At 72.7% G+C, this 16,603-nt stretch carries 16 protein-coding genes; 5 read left to right on the top strand and 11 right to left on the bottom strand.

The genetic code is table 11. The annotated features are described in order from the left end of the window. From ACIBK5_RS35320 to ACIBK5_RS35310, 3 genes are all read right to left on the bottom strand, one after another. Positions 1–651, bottom strand: a complete 651-nt coding sequence (locus ACIBK5_RS35320; protein ID WP_399026161.1) for a hypothetical protein — start codon at positions 649–651, stop codon at positions 1–3. Further along, positions 642–1,772, bottom strand: coding sequence for a hypothetical protein (locus ACIBK5_RS35315; protein WP_399026159.1), 1,131 nt, complete (start codon positions 1,770–1,772; stop codon positions 642–644). Before ACIBK5_RS35315 ends, ACIBK5_RS35320 begins: the two co-directional genes overlap by 10 nt. A 201-nt stretch (positions 1,773–1,973) precedes the next feature. Next, complete coding sequence (locus tag ACIBK5_RS35310) at positions 1,974–3,245, bottom strand: histidine kinase (RefSeq protein ID WP_399026157.1); 1,272 nt, start codon at positions 3,243–3,245, stop codon at positions 1,974–1,976. Between the two features lie 179 nt (positions 3,246–3,424). On the opposite strand from ACIBK5_RS35310, the gene ACIBK5_RS35305 reads away from it, so the two are divergent. Next, complete coding sequence (locus ACIBK5_RS35305; RefSeq protein ID WP_215117650.1) at positions 3,425–3,625, top strand: hypothetical protein; 201 nt, start codon at positions 3,425–3,427, stop codon at positions 3,623–3,625. Between the two features lie 48 nt (positions 3,626–3,673). On the opposite strand, the gene ACIBK5_RS35300 is transcribed toward ACIBK5_RS35305, so the two are convergent. Further along, on the bottom strand, positions 3,674–4,069 hold the full coding sequence (locus tag ACIBK5_RS35300; protein ID WP_399026153.1) for a ribonuclease domain-containing protein: 396 nt from the start codon (positions 4,067–4,069) through the stop codon (positions 3,674–3,676). Between the two features lie 98 nt (positions 4,070–4,167). Beyond that, a complete protein-coding gene (locus ACIBK5_RS35295; RefSeq protein WP_399026151.1) occupies positions 4,168–4,794 on the bottom strand; it encodes a dihydrofolate reductase family protein in 627 nt (208 codons plus the stop codon). Positions 4,795–4,963: 169 nt separating this feature from the next. Between ACIBK5_RS35295 and ACIBK5_RS35290 the strand changes: the two genes are divergently transcribed. Beyond that, positions 4,964–5,743 carry a 3-oxoacyl-ACP reductase family protein gene (locus ACIBK5_RS35290; protein ID WP_399026149.1) on the top strand — a complete coding sequence of 260 codons (780 nt, stop codon included), beginning with the start codon at positions 4,964–4,966 and terminating at the stop codon, positions 5,741–5,743. Positions 5,744–5,819: 76 nt separating this feature from the next. Here the strand turns inward: ACIBK5_RS35290 and alc are convergent, their stop codons facing one another. Then, on the bottom strand, positions 5,820–6,935 hold the full coding sequence (gene alc, locus ACIBK5_RS35285; protein ID WP_399026147.1) for an allantoicase: 1,116 nt from the start codon (positions 6,933–6,935) through the stop codon (positions 5,820–5,822). 37 nt (positions 6,936–6,972) lie between these two features. After that, positions 6,973–8,313, bottom strand: a complete 1,341-nt coding sequence (allB, locus tag ACIBK5_RS35280; protein WP_399026145.1) for an allantoinase AllB — start codon at positions 8,311–8,313, stop codon at positions 6,973–6,975. Between the two features lie 240 nt (positions 8,314–8,553). Between allB and ACIBK5_RS35275 the strand changes: the two genes are divergently transcribed. Continuing rightward, entirely contained in the window at positions 8,554–9,354 is an 801-nt protein-coding gene (locus ACIBK5_RS35275) for an IclR family transcriptional regulator (protein WP_399026143.1), read from the top strand. A 110-nt stretch (positions 9,355–9,464) separates the two neighbouring features. Here ACIBK5_RS35275 and ACIBK5_RS35270 read toward each other — a convergent pair whose 3' ends face one another. Continuing rightward, positions 9,465–9,758, bottom strand: coding sequence for a DUF5955 family protein (locus tag ACIBK5_RS35270; protein WP_399026266.1), 294 nt, complete (start codon positions 9,756–9,758; stop codon positions 9,465–9,467). Between the two features lie 231 nt (positions 9,759–9,989). On the opposite strand from ACIBK5_RS35270, the gene ACIBK5_RS35265 reads away from it, so the two are divergent. Continuing rightward, complete coding sequence (locus ACIBK5_RS35265; RefSeq protein ID WP_399026141.1) at positions 9,990–10,604, top strand: NTP transferase domain-containing protein; 615 nt, start codon at positions 9,990–9,992, stop codon at positions 10,602–10,604. A gap of 208 nt (positions 10,605–10,812) precedes the next feature. Beyond that, a complete protein-coding gene (gene aceB / locus ACIBK5_RS35260) occupies positions 10,813–12,438 on the top strand; it encodes a malate synthase A (RefSeq protein WP_399026139.1) in 1,626 nt (541 codons plus the stop codon). Positions 12,439–12,442: 4 nt separating this feature from the next. Here the strand turns inward: aceB and ACIBK5_RS35255 are convergent, their stop codons facing one another. Genes ACIBK5_RS35255 through ACIBK5_RS35245 form a run of 3 tightly spaced genes read right to left on the bottom strand, consistent with a single transcriptional unit; the run spans position 12,443 to position 16,601 of the window. Then, complete coding sequence (locus tag ACIBK5_RS35255) at positions 12,443–12,712, bottom strand: SelT/SelW/SelH family protein (protein ID WP_184588795.1); 270 nt, start codon at positions 12,710–12,712, stop codon at positions 12,443–12,445. Further along, positions 12,709–13,623, bottom strand: coding sequence for a HipA family kinase (locus tag ACIBK5_RS35250; RefSeq protein ID WP_399026137.1), 915 nt, complete (start codon positions 13,621–13,623; stop codon positions 12,709–12,711). Before ACIBK5_RS35250 ends, ACIBK5_RS35255 begins: the two co-directional genes overlap by 4 nt. Then, the gene (locus ACIBK5_RS35245; protein WP_399026135.1) at positions 13,617–16,601 is read right to left on the bottom strand and encodes a BTAD domain-containing putative transcriptional regulator; all 2,985 of its coding nucleotides are present in this window, start codon (positions 16,599–16,601) and stop codon (positions 13,617–13,619) included. The genes ACIBK5_RS35250 and ACIBK5_RS35245 overlap by 7 nt, the downstream gene beginning before the upstream one ends. Between the last annotated feature and the right edge of the window lie 2 nt (positions 16,602–16,603).

The raw sequence follows: 16,603 nt of genomic DNA, 5'->3' as shown, positions 1-16,603 counted from the left end.
CTATTCCTCCCCCTCCGGACCGGCCAGTTCCCGGGCCGCGCCGAGCAGTTCGGCGTCGCGGCCACGGCCCAGCAGGGCTGCGGGGGTGCCGTCCCACCAGGTCGTACGGGACAGCCACCAGTCGGCGGCGCCCCAGGGGTCGGTGGCGGCGCGCAGCACGGAGTTGACCTCCAGGACGATCCGCCAGGGCATGGCCCCGGCCTCCAACTGGAAGAGGGGCAGCCGTCCGCGGCCGTCCGGGCCGGAGAGGACGATCAGCCGTGGGTCGGCGCTCTCGGTCCAGGGCGTGGACGGCTCGCTCAGCAGGCGTTCGCGGACGGGACCCAGGACGGGTCCGACCATGGGGTTGCCGTCGAGGACGAGCATGCACAGGTCGGCCGCCGCGTATCCCTCGTACGACTGGGCCTGGGGCTGCGTGAACCGCCCGGTGTCGCCGTGCTGCCGGAGCCGGGCGGACTCGTCGGCGGGGAGGGCGTCGAGGAGGGTCTCGGCGGCGGCCAGGACGGCGGCCGGGTCCGGGGCGCCCGCCCCGGCTCGCAGTCGGGACAGCCGCTCGCTCAGCGTCCGGCGTGTGCCCGGTTCGAGCAGGCCGGACAGTCTCCGCCAGTCGGCCGCGGCGGCCGCGAGCACCATGAAGGGGTTCACCCGCACCTGCGCCCCTTCTCCTCGGTGTCGGCTGACGCGGGTACGGCCGGGGGTCGTTCGCGCGCGCCCAGCGTCTCGGCCAGCAGGTCGGCGACCAGCGGGCGGCGGACGACGAGGTGGAGGTCCGTGTCCGTGCCGGTGCCGGCGTCCAGCGCGGCCCACAGGGCACTGACGCCGGTCTGCGGGGGCAGTCCGCCACGGCCCGAGCCGAGCAGGGGGAAGCAGATCGACCGCAACGGCGGTGTGAAGGCGGCGCGTTCCTCGGACAGCAGATCCAGGGCGCGGGCCGCGGCCGTGACGACGTCCCGGGCGGCGACGTCGTAGTCGTTGGTGCCGGGCCTGGGAACGGCGACGGCGGCGTGGTACAGACGGCGGATGCCCCGGGCCGCGAGGGCGCCCGGCTCGGTGGGGGCGACCGTGCCGGGCAGTGCGGGGCGGCCCAGCAGCCCGTGCGCCGTGCGCCAGCCGAGCAGCGCGTCGTGCACGGGGTCGGCGGTGACGTCCCCTGCCGTGCCGCGCACGGCGCCCGCGCGGCGCAGGGACGCGGACACGGAGGCCTTGAACATCGCGGGCAGGGAGAGATGCGTGTTGGTCGGGGAGACGATGACGTCGACGTTCCGGAGGAGTTCGACGGGGTGCACGTGCAGCAGTACGTCGCGGGATCCGACACGAAGGGAGCGATGCTGCAAGTGCGGGGCGAGGAGGGGTGGTTGAGGCGTGGCCGCGCGCTGTGGGGCGATACCGGCCAGCCAGCACACCTGTTCGGCGATCTGGGCCAGGACCATTTCCTCCTGGCTCTTGCGGAAGCGCTCCACGCTGACGCTGTACACCTGGGCGGCGAGCCGGCGCCGGTCCGCCGCCGGGCGGTCGCGCAGCCCGGGCGCCAGGCCGAGCGAGTAGCCTGCCGCCTGCTCCAGGTCGCCACCGCCGAGCCGGGACACGGCCGTGCGCAGCAGGTTCTCCACCTCGACGGGCCAGGCGTCGGTGACGGCGGCGGAGTGCGCGGCGGCCGCCCGGCGGAGCAGCGGGACGTGGAGCTCCCGGATCCGGACCAGGCCCTCGATGCGGACCGTCTTCACCTCCCTCAACACGGACGCGACCTCGAACTGCGGTGCACCAGGCGACATATGCCCATGATCCGCCGCCCGCCTCACCGGCCACAAGGGCTGTAGGTACATGAGGGCCGAAGGCCCATGAGGGCCGTGGGGCCTGTCCCCGGTCGGGCCGTATGCCCATGAGGGCCGTAGGCACATCGGGGCCATGGGTCCCTGGGGGCCGTGGGTCCCTGGGGGCCGTGGGGTCCGCCCCGGGTCAGCCGGGGCGGACCTTCATCCCCACGGCAGCCACGCCCGCACCTCGAACCCGCCCTCCGGCGTGTGCCCGTGCTCCAGGCGGCCGCCCGCCAGGGTCGCCCGTTCCGTCAGGCCGATCAGGCCCTGGCCGGAGCCGGGTACGGGGGGCACGTCGCCCTCGGGGGCCGGGTTGTGCACGGAGACGGTGAGGCCGTCGCCCGGTGCGCCGGTGACGGACACCGTGACCTCCGTGCCGGGCGCGTGCTTGCGGGCGTTGGTGAGGCCCTCCTGGGCGACGCGGTAGGCGGTGCGGCCGACGGAGGACGGGACGGCGGCGGGGTCGCCGGCACGCTGGTCCAGGGAGACCTTCATGCCGGCCTGGCGGGACTCGGCGACCAGTGTGTCCAGTGCCCCGAGGGTCGGCAGCGGCCTGCCCGTGTCGTCGGGCTCGCCCGCCCGCAGCACTCCGATGATCTCCCGCAGGTCCTGGAGGGCCTCGTGCGCGCTCTCCCGGATCACACCCGCGGCCCTCGCCGTCTCCGCGGCGGGCGCGTCGGGCCGGAACTCCAGGGCCCCCGCGTGCACGCTCAGCAGCGTCAGCCGGTGGGCGAGTACGTCGTGCATCTCCCGCGCGATGGCCTCTCGGGCGAGCCGCTGCGCCTGCTCGGCCCGCAGCCGCGCCTCCGTCTCGGCCCGCCGGGCACGGTCCCTGAGGCTCACCAGCAACTGCCGCTTGGCCCGTACGAACATGCCCCAGCCGACGATCGCCACCGTGAGCAGCACGGCGAAGACCACGCTCACCAGATAGCGGATGTCCCCGTCCGGGCGCACCCAGTAGAACAGCGGGACCAGCGCCAGGTTGGCGCCGCCCACCCAGGCCACGTACCGGAAGGGGCGGTGCACGGCGAGCGTGAACAGGGCGATCATGCACGCGCCGCCCGCGGTGTCCGAGACGAACGTGACGGGGGTCAGCGCCGCCGCGAGGCCCAGCGGCCAGCGCCGCCGCAGCCAGACCGTCGCACAGGCCAGCGCGCCGATCACCTGGTCGACGACGGCCAGCCCTTGGGGGACATGGGGGTTCTTGACGAGCGCCTCTACGGCGATCATCCCCACCAGCACGGCGAGCAGGAAGCAGCAGAAGTCGACGGCCCAGTCGCGCGCGGTGCGCCGGGGCCGCCCGCCCCGCTCGGTGTCGGGGTCGAGTTCGTACAGCAGGGCGGACGGGATGAACCATCTGCGCCCGGTGAACAGCGAGGGCGGCTCCCCCGGCAGCACCGGGGCGGCCTGCCCCGCCTTGTCACCACTCACGGTCGACAAATCTACGCAGCCCGGTCCCGTTCCACCGCCTCCTGGGCGGGATCGTCGACCAAAGTCGTCACACCGGCGACTTTCGACGCGGCCGGCCGAGCCCGGACAGGGACTTCGGTCCCCGGATGCCCGCCCCGCGGCCGATGCGCTCGGGGGGTCCGCGGGGCGAGGCTCATGGCATGAAGCAGGTACTGGAGATTCTCGGCTTTCTCGCCCTCGTGCAGGGCGTGGCGGGTCTGGTGCACGAGTTCACCGACTGGGACTGGGGTCTCGTGCAACGACTGGGGTTCCTCGACGGCTACGAGATCTACGCGAGCGTCACCCTGCTCGTGCTGGGTGTCGCCCTGTTCGCGGCGGCCGGGAGCCGGAAGTCCGTCTGAGCGTCCGGGCGGACTTCCGGCCCGCGTTCACCGCAGGGGCCGTCCGGCTCAGCAGCCGTAGTCGACCAGGTCGAACGACTCGTAGTGGTCGGCCGTGTAGTAGTCCTCCTGGTTCTCCTCACCGGTGACGATGCGCCGCGCACCGCGGTTGGAGGAGCCGGGGGTGATGACCGTGTACTCGTGGTAGTACCCGGTCGACTGCTGGGGCAGGATGCGCTCCCGGTTCTGGAAGACGGTGCCGTCCTGGTCGAACGGGTAGGGGCCGCCCTGCTCGATCAGGTCGAGCGTGTCGTGGGCCTGGGACGGCAGTTTGCTGTAGCAGATGTCACCGACGGCGGTGGGGGCCGCGTCGGCCGTCGTGGCGGAGACGGTCCCGCCGATGAGGAGAGCGGACACGAGGGCGGCTGCTGCGCCGAGCCGCGAGGCGCGTGGGGGGAAATTCATGCCCTCATGATGACGCGCGTAGACAGTGGCATGTCAATGTCAAGCGCGGAGATTTTCCCGTCAAGTCCGATGAGTTCGCGGGAAGTTAACCCGGGCCGCTACGCGTCCTCCGGCAGCTTGTACTCGCCGTATTCCGGACGGCCCGCCAGTTCGTACGTCTGCATCGAGACGCCCGCGCCGGAGACGCTCCCTCCCGTGTGCCGGAACGCGGTCGGTACGGCGCCCTCCGGGAACAGCCGGAACCCGGTGCCGAGCACGACCGGGAAGGTCAGCAGGTGGAGGGTGTCGACGAGGTCGAGCGACAGCAGGGAGCGGACGAGGGCACCGCTGCCGTGCACCTGGAGTTCGCCGTCGGTGCGCTCCTTCAGGGCGGTGACCTCCTTGCCGAGGTCACCGGAGAGCACGGTGGTGCCCGTCCAGCCGGGGTCCTTGAGGGTCGAGGAAGGGACGTACTTCGGCAGTGAGTTGAGTTTCGAGGCGACCGGATCGGCCGGGTCGGTCACCTTCGGCCAGTACGAGGAGAAGATGTCGTACGTACGGCGCCCGAGCAGGAAGGCGGCCGGGCGCGCGAAGACGTCGTTGACGAACCGGCCGAAGTCCTCGTCGGCGTACCAGAAGCTCCAGCCGCCGTGGGTGAAGCCCCCTCGGGTGTCCTCCTTCGGCCCGCCGGGGGCCTGGTAGACGCCGTCGAGGGTGACGAAGAGGGTGGAGACGAGCTTGCCCATGGCGGGTGCTCCTTCCGCGATCGATGCGCTGGGGTTTCCTTTCATCGGTTCAGACCCCTGCGGCACCCGCAACTCATCGCTGGGCCGTACGCCACGCGCGCGTCTCGCCGGGGACCTCGATGTCCGTTCGCCGCCAGCGTCGCCGTCGGGCGGCCGCTGGGATGGAGACATGACTTCACAAGGAACTTCTCGAGCGGCTTCTCTGGCGACTTCTCAGGAAACCCTGCACAGCAAGGTGGCTCTCGTGACCGGCGGGAGCCGGGGCATCGGGGCGGCCACGGCGCTGCGGCTGGCCCAGGAGGGCGCGGACGTGGCCGTCGGCTATGTGAACGGCAAGGAGGCGGCCGAGGAGGTCGTACGGGCCGTGGAGGCGCTGGGGCGCCGGTCGGTGGCGCTGCGGGCGGACGCCGGGGACGCCACCGACGCGACCGAGGTGGTGGACGCGGCGGCCGAGGCGCTCGGCGGGCTCGACGTACTGGTGAACAACGCGGGCGTGGGGGTTCTCGGACCGCTGGAGACGCTGTCCCTGGAGGACGTCGACCGGGTCCTCGACATCAACGTACGAGGTGTCTTCCTGACGTCCCGGGCAGCGGCCGCGTGGCTGCCCGAGGGCGGGCGCATCATCACGATCGGCAGTTGCATGGCACAACGCGTGCCTGGGCCCGGCGGGACGCTCTACGCGATGAGCAAGGCCGCCCTGGCCGGTCTGACGAAGGCCCTGGCCAGGGAGCTGGGCGGGCGCGGGATCACGGCGAACCTGGTCCTGCCCGGCCCGATCGACACGGACATGAATCCGGCGGACGGTCCGTATGCGGAGAGCCAGGCGGCGATGACCGCGCTGGGGCGGTACGGGACGGCGGACGAGGTGGCGTCGATGGTCGCCTACCTCGCGGGGGCTACGTATGTGACCGGTGCGGAGTTCTCGGTGGACGGCGGGCACGCGGCGTGAGGGCCACGGGGCGCACGTGAGGCACATGGGGCGCACCGGTGCTGTCAGGCCGGTACGCCCCATGGGTCGGTTCGGCTCAGCCGCCCAGTTCCTGGTGACGCGCCGCCAGGCGGGACGCGCCCTCCTGGGTGAGGGAGCCGAAGAGGCGCAGCCGGGAGATGCCACCGTCCGGGAAGATGTCCACGCGCGCGTGCGTGCCGACGGCCGGCTCCGGGAGGACGAAGCGGTGGTTGGTGTCGGGCTGGAGGCGGGTGCGCGGCAGGATCTCCCGCCACTCGCCGTCCTCGCCGTCCCTGACCGACACGGACGCCCAGCCCGCGCTGTTGCCCTTGAGGTAGGCGGTGTCGATCTCCAGGGCGCGGATCCGCGCCTGGGAGGCCAGCCGGTAGCTGATCCAGTCGTTCCCCTGGTCGCGGCGGCGCCGGGTCTCCCAGCCGTCGTCCATCTTGCGGGAACGGCCCGGCTGGATGGTGTTGGAGGCCGGCGAGTAGAAGAGGTTGGAGGCGTCCTCCGCCCGGCCGCCGTTCTCCAGGGCGACGACGTCGAAGGTGCCCAGCGTCTCCAGCCACTCGGGGTCCGGGACGACCTCGCCGTGGACGCGCAGGCGTGCGATGCCGCCGTCGGGGTGCTGGTTCACCCGCAGGTGGGTGAAGCGCTGTTCGGCCGCGACGGCGAAGCCGTTCGCCGCGTGGCCGCCGACCGGGGTGCGCGGGACCAGGGTCGTCCACTTCACGTCGTCCCCGAGGAGTTCCTCCGGCGACGGGGAGCCGGGCACGGAGGTGCCCTCGACGGACACCGCCTGCGGGTAGTTGCCCCGGAAGTGGGCCGTGTCGACGACGATCCCGCGGATCACCCCGGGTGCGCCGAGACGTACCAGCGCCCAGTCGTGGTCCTCGGCGGTCGGCCACGGGTGCCCGGCGGAGGCACCGCGCCGCCGCCGCGTCTCCCAGCCGTCCATGATCTTGCCCTTGTGCCCGAAGTGCTCGGGGTCGAACTCGGCGGGCCCGGGCACCAGCAGGTTCTCGCGCTGGGCGAAGAACTCGTCGTTGGCGGCGATGACACCGGCTCCGAGGCGCCGGTCGGCGAGGTCGGTGTACTGGGTGAAGGGGAAGTCGGCGGTGCGGTAGTCCGCGAACGGGTCGCCGCCTCCGTAGGGGTTCGCGTCGCCGGTGAAGCTGGGAATCGCCGTCACGGTGATCAGATCTGCCTTTCGAGGTCCGGTATGGGCTTCAGTGGGTCCGGGTGAGGAGTCGCCCCTTCGGTTCGGTGAACTCGCCGTCCGCGACGATGCGCTGCCCGCGCAGCCAGGTGGACTTCACGACGCCGTACAGGGTCTTGCCCGAGTACGCCGTGACGTGGTTGCGGTGCTGGAGGGCCGCCGGGTCGACGGTGAAGGTCTCGTCGGGTGCGAGGACGGCGAAGTCGGCGTCGCGGCCCGCCGCGATGGCGCCCTTGCGGGTGTCGAGCCCGACCAGTTCGGAGGTCCGCGCGGACATCCAGCGGACCACGTCCTCCAGGCCGTGACCGCGCTCGCGGGCCGCTGTCCACACCGCCGCGAGGCTCAGCTGGAGTCCGGAGATGCCGCCCCACGCCGTCGCGAAGTCGTCCGTCTTCAGGTCGGCGGTGGACGGGGAGTGGTCGGTGACGACGCAGTCGACGGTGCCGTCGGCCAGCGCCTGCCAGAGCAGGTCCTGGTTGGCGGACTCGCGGATGGGCGGGCAGCACTTGAACTCGCTGGCGCCGTCCGGGACTTCCTCTGCGGTGAGGGTCAGGTAGTGAGGGCACGTCTCCACGGTCAGGCGGACGCCCTCCGCCTTCGCCTCGGCGATCATCGGCAGGGCGTCGCTGGAGGACAGGTGCAGGATGTGCACGCGCGCGTGGAGGGCCTTCGCCTCGCGGATGAGCTGGGCGATGGCGGTGTCCTCGGCGTCCCGGGGGCGGGAGGCGAGGAAGTCGGCGTAGCGGGGGCCGGGCCGCTGCGGGGCGGAGGCGAGGAGGTGGGGGTCCTCGGCGTGCACGATGAGCAGTCCGTCGAGGGCGGCGATCTCGGCCATGGTGCGGGCGAGCGGGTCGCGGTCGAGGTGCGGGAACTCGTCCACTCCGGACGGCGAAAGGAACGCCTTGAAGCCGAAGACTCCGGCCTCGTGCAGCGGGCGCAGGTCCTTGATGTTGTCGGGCAGGGCGCCGCCCCAGAAGCCGACGTCGATGTGCGCCTTGCCGGCGGCGACCCGCTGCTTCGTACGGAGGTGCGCGACGGTCGTGGTCGGCGGGAGGGAGTTGAGGGGCATGTCGACGAGGGTCGTGATGCCGCCGGCCGCCGCGGCGCGGGTGGCGGTCCAGAAGCCCTCCCACTCGGTGCGGCCGGGGTCGTTCACATGCACATGGGTGTCGACCAGGCCGGGCAGCAGGACGTGGTCGCCCAGGTCCTCCAGGCGGGCGCCCTCCGGGACGGGCGCGTCGTACGGGAGGACGGCCGTGATCGTGCCGTCGGCGACGGCGACCGAGGCGGCGCGCGTCCCCTCGGGAGTGATGACACGCGTCGAGCGGAGCACCAGTTCAGCGTCGGACACCCGAACCCCTTACTTCCACCTACCGGAATTCAACTTTCTGTTGAAGGAGTTTCACTCCCTCTCTTACGCCAGTCAAGGGCACACTGGACCTCGGCGCCTTTCACATGGCTACTCCTGGACGTTTCCACAAAGCGGAATTAGACTTCCAGTACGCAGAACGTAGCTACGTACGAGCGGGGAGTCAACCGACTGCCGGGTAGGCTTCTGCTCTTCCGCCGCCAGTCCCGAAAGGAACGCGCCGTGCCGACGTCCAGCGCCAGCACCACCGACTCCGCCCGGTCCTCCGCCAACGGCGGCGTACAGTCCCTGGAGCGCGCCTTCGACCTGCTCGAACGGATGGCGGACGCGGGTGGCGAGGTCGGCCTCAGCGAGTTGTCCGCGAGCAGCGGGCTGCCCCTGCCGACCATCCACCGCCTGATGCGCACCCTGGTGGCCTGCGGCTACGTACGTCAGCAGCCGAACCGGCGGTACGCGCTCGGCCCACGCCTGATCCGTCTCGGCGAGTCGGCCTCCCGGCTGCTGGGCACCTGGGCGCGGCCCTACCTCGCCCGGCTGGTCGAGGAGACCGGCGAGACGGCGAACATGGCGCTGCTGGACGGGGACGAGATCGTGTACGTGGCGCAGGTGCCCTCGAAGCACTCGATGCGCATGTTCACGGAGGTCGGCCGGCGCGTCCTGCCGCACTCCACGGGTGTGGGCAAGGCCCTGCTCGCGAGCTTCCCGGCGGAGGAGGTGCGCGCCCTGCTCCACCGCACGGGCATGCCCGCCGCGACGGAGAAGACGATCACGACGCCGGACGGGTTCATCGCCGCGCTGGAGGACGTGCGCCGGCAGGGCTACGCGATCGACGACAACGAGCAGGAGATCGGGGTCCGCTGCCTGGCCGTCTCGGTGCCCGACTCCCCCACCGCCGCGGCCATCTCCATCTCGGGCCCGGCGGGCCGGGTCACGGAGGCGGCGACGGACAAGATCGTGCCGGTGCTCCAGCAGGTCGCCGCGGAACTGTCGGAGGCCCTGGCCAACCAGAGCCCCGCGTCCTGACGGCACACCAACCGGCCGAGGCCGGTCCCGCGTCCTGACGGCACACCGACCGGCCCGGGCCGGTCCCACGCCCTGACGGCACACCGGCCGACCGGGGCCGGTCAGCACACTCAGCCCTCCCCGCGCACCGGCCCTCCGAAGAGGTCCACGGCCCGGCGGACCTCCGCCAAGCCGGGGGACAGCGCGCTCACCGAGCCGATCGCGCCGGCGATCAGCAGCAGGGAGCGGCGCAGCCGCGGGATCTCGGGGATACCGGCGACGGCCATCGCGTCCAGCGCGGCCAGTTCCTCCTCGGCGATGGTCCGGTCGGCGAAATCGCCGGGGTGGGCGGCGAGCCGGCGGCGCAACCCGGACACGGCGGAGCGCAGCTCCGTCACGCGCGGGTCCTCGTCGCCGCTGGTCACAGGCCCCTGCCGCTTCTGCTCCACGCTCCGCAACACAGTCCTCCCCCTCGCACCTCGTCGTGCGCGTGCCATTCCGACGCGAAGTCCCCCACACCGGGCGGCGATCGGACGCCCGGACGGTCGGTGCGGGCGAGATTAAACGACGGGGCCCACCAGGCGCCAGTCCATTGCGTCATCGACTTGCTCCGCTGCGTTACTTCTCGGCCCCGGATCGTGCGGTATGCAGGATCCATGACGACACGGAAGACGCCGGAAGAGGCCCAGGAGGTTGCCGGGGTACTGCTCGCCGCCGGGGGCGGGCGACGACTCGGAGGGCGGCCCAAGGCGCTGCTCCCCCATCGGGGACGGCCGCTCGTGGAGCACGCGGTACGGGTGCTCCGGGAGGGCGGTTGCTCACGGGTCCATGTGGTACTGGGCGCCCGGTCCGAAGAGGTGCGTGAACGAGCCGCCCTGCCGGACTGCGTCCTCGTCGACAACCCCGACTGGGAGCGGGGCATGGGCACGTCCCTGCGGGCCGGGCTCGACTCCCTCGCCGGCACGGGCGCCCGGGCCGCCCTGGTCTCGCTCGTCGACCAGCCCGGCATCGGCGCGGAGGCGGTGGCCCGGGTCCTCGGGGCGTACAAGGGCGAGAAGTCGCTGGTGTCGGCCGCGTACTCCGGAGTGCGGGGCCATCCGGTGCTGTTCGGTGCCGCCCACTGGGCGGGCATCGCCGCGACTGCCACCGGTGACCGGGGGGCACGCGCCTATCTGAGGGAACACGAGCCGGCGATCGCGCTCGTCGAGTGCGGGGACGTGGCCCGGCCCTTCGACATCGACACCGAGGCCGATCTGGCCCACCTTGAGTGAGCGGGGTGGCACGGAGCGCCACCTTTCCTCGATCCGAAGAGTCTCGACATCAACACACGATTGAACTTCCACTATGAGGAAACTAGTATCCACAGTTCAGAAGCGCCCGAGGGCTCCGTGGGCGCCGAAACGCCGTATCCGGGAAGACTGGCACCCGGTGCCGAACCGCCGCCTCGTCTTCACAGCTCGCTGAAGGAAGTGACCGTTCATGTCCGCACCAGCGCCGTCACCGCTGGCCATCGTCGACGCCGAGCCCCTGCCCCGGCAGGAGGAGGTCCTCACCGAAGCGGCACTGGCCTTCGTGGCCGAGCTGCACCGGCGGTTCACGCCCCGGCGTGACGAACTCCTCGCCCGCCGCGCCGAGCGCCGCGCCGAGATCGCCCGCACCTCCACCCTCGACTTCCTCCCCGAGACCGCCGCGATCCGCGCCGACGACTCCTGGAAGGTCGCCCCGAGTCCGGACGCGCTGAACGACCGCCGGGTCGAGATCACCGGCCCCACCGACCGCAAGATGACCATCAACGCCCTCAACTCGGGCGCCAGGGTGTGGCTCGCGGACTTCGAGGACGCCTCCGCGCCCACCTGGGAGAACGTGGTCCTCGGCCAGCTCAACCTGAGCGACGCCTACACCCGGAACATCGACTTCACGGACGAGAGGTCCGGCAAGTCGTACGCCCTGAAGGCGAACGAGGAACTCGCCACGGTCGTCATGCGCCCGCGCGGCTGGCACCTGAACGAGCGTCACCTCGTCGACGCGGACGGCACCCCGGTGCCCGGCGCGCTGGTCGACTTCGGCCTGTACTTCTTCCACAACGCCAAGCGCCTGCTGGGCCTCGGCAAGGGTCCGTACTTCTACCTCCCCAAGACGGAGTCGCACCTGGAGGCCCGCCTCTGGAACGAGGTCTTCGTCTTCGCGCAGGAGTACGTCGGCATCCCGCAGGGCACCGTCCGCGCGACCGTCCTGATCGAGACGATCACGGCGGCGTACGAGATGGAGGAGATCCTCTACGAGCTGCGCGACCACGCCTCCGGGCTGAACGCGGGCCGCTGGGACTACCTGTTCTCGATCGTCAAGAACTTCCGTGACGGCGGCGCCAAGTTCGTCCTGCCGGACCGCAACGCGGTGACGATGACGGCCCCGTTCATGCGCGCCTACACCGAACTCCTCGTCCGCACCTGCCACAAGCGCGGCGCGCACGCGATCGGCGGCATGGCGGCCTTCATCCCGTCCCGCCGGGACGCGGAGGTCAACAAGGTCGCCTTCGAGAAGGTCCGCGCCGACAAGGACCGCGAGGCGAACGACGGTTTCGACGGCTCCTGGGTCGCCCACCCCGACCTGGTGCCGATCGCCATGGAGTCCTTCGACAAGGTCCTCGGCGAGAAGCCCAACCAGAAGGACCGGCTGCGCGAGGACGTCGACGTCGAGGCGGCCGATCTGATCGCCGTCGACTCCCTCGACGCCAAGCCCTCGTACGCGGGCCTGGTGAACGCCGTGCAGGTCGGCATCCGTTACATCGAGGCCTGGCTGCGCGGGCTCGGCGCGGTCGCGATCTTCAACCTGATGGAGGACGCGGCCACCGCCGAGATCTCCCGCTCGCAGATCTGGCAGTGGATCAACGCGGAGGTCGTCCTCGACAACGGCGAGCAGGTCACCGCCGAGCTGGCCCGCAAGGTCGCCGCCGAGGAACTCGCGAACATCCGCGCCGAGATCGGCGACGAGGCCTTCGCGGCCGGCAACTGGCAGCAGGCGCACGACCTGCTGCTGACGGTCTCCCTCGACGAGGACTACGCCGACTTCCTCACGCTGCCGGCGTACGAGCAGCTCAAGGGCTGAACAGTCACCGCTCCGAGTGGCCCAGGGTCTTCCCCGGGGCCACTCGGTCGCGTACGGCCTTCTTCACGGCGGTCGGTTCGGGGAAGCCCTGTTCGCGCCGGTCCCAGACGACCTCGTCGCCGACGCGGACGACGAACACGCCGCCCTTGCCCGGCTTCAGCGCCAGTTCCGTCAGCTCCGCCTCGAAGGTCGTGAGCAGTTCCTGCGCCAGCCATGCCGCCCGGGGCAGCCAGCGGCACTGGGTACAGTACTCGATCTCCACACGGCCACTCATCCGAGGTGCACCGACCAATCCTGTTGGGCCGCGGGTTTGCCGTGCAGGTCGGGGACCTGCTTGAGCCACGCGGGTCGTCCTTGCTGTGTTCTCTCCGCCCGGACGGCCTCCTCGGCGGCGAGTTCCTCCCGGGTGGGGAAGCCGGTGGGCAGCCAGGCCTCGGAGGACCGCACGCGCGCGTGGAGGTACGTCACATACGCCTCGCGTGCCGCGTCCGGCGTGGCGAAGCCGGGCTCCTGCGCGAGCCAGGCGTCGGGGACCTCCGCGAGGATGCCGCGCAGCAGCTCCTCGGTCACCCGCGGAGCCAGCTCGGCGTCGGCGGCCCGCACATCGGGCCCGTAGTGGCCGAGGGCGTGGTGCCGGAAGTCATAGGCCTTGGCCGGGTCGGCGCCGTCCCAGCGGTGGTGGAAGACGAGGGCGGCGCCGTGATCGATCAGCCACAGGCGCGGGGGCGCGACGCCCAGAGTGGGCCAGACCATCAGGTTGGAGCTGTGCACCGTGCGGTCGACGTTCACGGTCAGGGCGTCCAGCCAGACGATCCTGCCCGCCTCCAGGGGGTCGACCGGGAAGACCCGGGCGATCTCCGGCGTGAAGTCCCGGGCGCCCGGCAGATAGTCCATGCCGAGATTGACGCCCGCGCTGGCCGCGTGCAGCTCCCGCACCTCCTGGTGGGGCTCGGCGTCGGCGACCTCCGGGTCGAAGTGGACGAGGACCAGTTCCGGGAACCGCAGCCCGAGGGCGCGGGCCAGCTCGCCGACGATCACCTCGGCGACGAGCGCCTTGCGGCCCTGCGCTGAGCCGGTGAACTTCACGACGTAGGTGCCCAGGTCGTCCGCCTCGACCACGCCGGGGACGGAGCCGCCGGAGTGCAGGGGTGCGACATAGCGGGTGGCGGTGACCTCTCTCAGCATGTGCGCCCCTCGCTTCCGGTCTCCGGGATGACCTGAGCATTGTAGGAAGTGATCGCCCCCGCGCGGGTGCGCAGGTCGGCGAGGACCGGGGCGTCCGTGCCGTCCAGGGCGGTCAGCGCGCCGCGCCACCGGGCCAGGGCCGCCCGCTCGTCCCCGAGCTCCCTCAGGACATGGCCGAGCTCGTACTCGGCGAGGCCCCGCCCGTAGGAGTCGCCGCGTGCGGCGGCTTCCCGGATCAGTGCCTCGCACGCCTCCCGGGCGGGTCCGGGTCGGCCGAGCGCCCGCAGGGCCTGTGAGCGGCCCAGGCGGGTCTCCCGCTCGGCGTTCCAGTGGCCGGCGCCGGAGGCCGTGGCGCTCAGCGCCTCGTCGAAGCTCCGCAGGGCCCGGTCCGGCTCGCCGAGGGCCAGGTGGGCGCGGCCCGCGTTGCACAGGGCGACCTGTTCGAGCACGGCACTGCCGCCCTGCCGGGCGAGGTCACGGCTGCGCAGGTGGAACGAGAGGGCCGAGCGCGGGTCGCCGAGTTCGGCGACGTTCCCCTGGTGGCCTGCGAGCGTCGCCTCCTCGTCCGGCGCGAGGGTGTCGGGACGCAGTGCGAGACATCGTGCGAGTGTCGCCCGGGCCTCGGCGCCGCGGCCGAGTTCCCGCAGCAGCGCGGCCCGGTTGCCGAGGTGCCGCATCCGGGCGGCGTCGTCGGCGAGGTGCCCGCTGAGCTCCACGGCTTCGTCCAGCAGGAGCAGCGCCTGGCGGACCCGTCCGGCCGAGTAGTGCGCGGTGGCGAGCTGGCCGAGGGCCCGTGCCTCGGCCGCGGCGTCGCCGCCCGATCGGGCGAGGGCGATGGCGTGCCGCGTCAGGCGTTCGAGGTCCCGCGCCCGGCCGCGGTCATGCAGATAGGGGACCAGGGAGTTGATCAGTTCCAGGGTGCGGCCGGGTCCCAGGCGTCCGTGGCCGCCGGAGTCGGCCAGGAAGAGCAGGTTCGCGGCCTCCGTGTCGCCCCAGGCGAGTGCCGCCGCCGCGTCGGCGAAGGCCGGGGCGTCCCCGGGCTGTCCGGGCGCTCGGCCGGGCCCCGGCCGGAGAGCGGCGGCGCACCGTGCGAGCCGCTGCCGGTACCAGCGCAGGGCTCGTTCGACGGCGTCGGTGTTCCCGGCCCGGGCGTCCGGCCGGTCGGCGACTTCCCGGGCGAAGTCGCGGACCAGGTCGTGCGGGACGTAGCGGCCCCAGCGCGTCTCCTGGAGCAGCGCCACCTCGACCAGGCGGTCCAGGGCCTGTTCGGCAACGCGTTCGGAGGAGCCCGTCGCGACGGCCATCAGCGGTGCGCCGTACTCGGGCAGGTCCAGTGCGCCGACGAGGGTGAGGGCCGTGGCGGCGTCACGGTCGCGGGGGTCGCCCGAGCCGGTGAGTGCCTCGTGGGCCGCCGTCAGGGAGCGGCGGACGCTGAGGTCCTCGAGTTCGAGGTGGTCCAGGCGGTCTTCCACCCGGGCCAGGCGTTCCACCAGTTTCTCCACCGACAGCGCCGTCCGGCTCCTGAGGCGGGCCGCGCAGACGCGCAGCGCCAGGGGCAGGTGGCCGCACAGGTCCGCGAGCCGGGCGACGGGCCGGGCGTCGGCCGCGGCCCAGGTACGGCCCGCCGCCCGCTCCAGCAGGAGGGCGCCGTCCTGCGGCGGGAGCGGTTCGAGCCGGACGTGCGTGGCGGCTCCGAGGGTGGCCAGCGGCTGTCTGCTGGTCAGCAGTACGGCACAGCCGGCGCCTGCCGGGAGCAGGGGACGTACCTGGCTCACCGATGCCGCGTCGTCGAGGACGAGGAGGGTGCGGGTGGCGGCCAGCGCGGAGCGCAGCAGGGCGGCGCCGGCCGCCTCGTCGCCGGGGATCCGCCGCGTGTCCACCCCCAGGCCGTGCAGGAGTGCGGCGAGGGCGTCGGCGGGTGTGAGGGGGGCGATGCCGGGGGTGGCGCCGTGCAGGTTGAGGTAGAGGCGGCCGTCCGGGAACGCGGGCCTGAGCTGTTCCGCGATGTGCAGGGCGAGGCCCGTCTTGCCGACGCCCGGCATGCCACTGATCACCGCGCAGGCGGGGCCGGCGCGGTCCGACTCCAGCGCGGCACGGATCTCGGCGATGTGCTCGGCTCGGCCGACGAACCCGTCAGGCGGTGCGGGGAGTTGCTCCGGCCGCGGGGGCGTCCGTCCGGGCACGGCGGGGAGTTCGGATTCGGGGGCGGTGAACGGGGCGGGCGGTTCACGGTGCCGGGAGGCCGCGCTGTGGAGCACTTCCCGATGGGCGTCCTGGAGGGCCGGGCCCGGCTCGACCCCGAGTTCCTCGACCAGGGTCCTGCGCAGGGACCGGAACTGGGCCAGCGCCTCGGCTCGGCGGCCGGTGCGGCCGAGGGCGAGGATCAGCTGGCGGTGCAGAGCCTCCCGGAACGGATGCTCCTCGACGAGGAGGCCGAGGTCGGCTGCGAGCCCTTCCGGACGGCCGAGGCGCAGCAGGGCCTCGAAGCGGCATTCGAGCGCCTGGAGCCGCTGTTCCTGGAGGAACGTGACGACGGGGTGCCCGGCGAGAGCGGGCACGTCCGCGAAGGGGGTGCCACGCCACAGGGCGAGCGCGTCGCCCGCCGCGCACTCCGCCGTCTCCCAGTCCTCCCGGTTGCGGGCCTCCACCGCCCGGCGCACCCGCCCCTCGAACGCCTCGCGGTCCAACTCATCCGCACCGACCCGTAGTTCGAGCCCGTGGGGCATGGTGCGCAGCCGGGTGCCGTCGGCGTCGCGGAGGTCGCGGCGCAGCCGGGCGACGTGGTTGTGCAGCGAGGCGGTGGCGGTCGGCGGCGGGTCCTCGCCCCACAGCGCCGCCGTCACCGTCTCCGGCGGCACGGTGCGGTTCGGTTCCAGCAGCAGGACGGCGAGCAGCGCGCGGGGCTTCGCTCCCCGGACGACCAAGGCCACGCCGTCGTCGCCGGCCGTCGTCAGCGCTCCCAGTACCGCGAACTTCACCA

Source organism: Streptomyces sp. NPDC050546 (assembly GCF_044457425.1).
GTDB lineage: Bacteria > Actinomycetota > Actinomycetes > Streptomycetales > Streptomycetaceae > Streptomyces.
Note: the sequence above shows the minus strand (reverse complement) of the source record. Positions and strands in the feature narration are given on the sequence as shown.

What these genes read in the sequence shown, in the direction of transcription:
- ACIBK5_RS35295 (WP_399026151.1), bottom strand. Translation starts at nt 4,794, where the DNA reads ATGGGCAAGCTCGTCTCCACCCTCTTCGTCACCCTCGACGGCGTCTAC.
- ACIBK5_RS35290 (WP_399026149.1), top strand. Translation starts at nt 4,964, where the DNA reads ATGACTTCACAAGGAACTTCTCGAGCGGCTTCTCTGGCGACTTCTCAG.
- ACIBK5_RS35255 (WP_184588795.1), bottom strand. Translation starts at nt 12,712, where the DNA reads ATGAGTGGCCGTGTGGAGATCGAGTACTGTACCCAGTGCCGCTGGCTG.
- ACIBK5_RS35300 (WP_399026153.1), bottom strand. Translation starts at nt 4,069, where the DNA reads ATGAATTTCCCCCCACGCGCCTCGCGGCTCGGCGCAGCAGCCGCCCTC.
- ACIBK5_RS35265 (WP_399026141.1), top strand. Translation starts at nt 9,990, where the DNA reads ATGACGACACGGAAGACGCCGGAAGAGGCCCAGGAGGTTGCCGGGGTA.
- ACIBK5_RS35315 (WP_399026159.1), bottom strand. Translation starts at nt 1,772, where the DNA reads ATGTCGCCTGGTGCACCGCAGTTCGAGGTCGCGTCCGTGTTGAGGGAG.
- aceB (WP_399026139.1), top strand. Translation starts at nt 10,813, where the DNA reads ATGTCCGCACCAGCGCCGTCACCGCTGGCCATCGTCGACGCCGAGCCC.
- ACIBK5_RS35250 (WP_399026137.1), bottom strand. Translation starts at nt 13,623, where the DNA reads ATGCTGAGAGAGGTCACCGCCACCCGCTATGTCGCACCCCTGCACTCC.
- ACIBK5_RS35305 (WP_215117650.1), top strand. Translation starts at nt 3,425, where the DNA reads ATGAAGCAGGTACTGGAGATTCTCGGCTTTCTCGCCCTCGTGCAGGGC.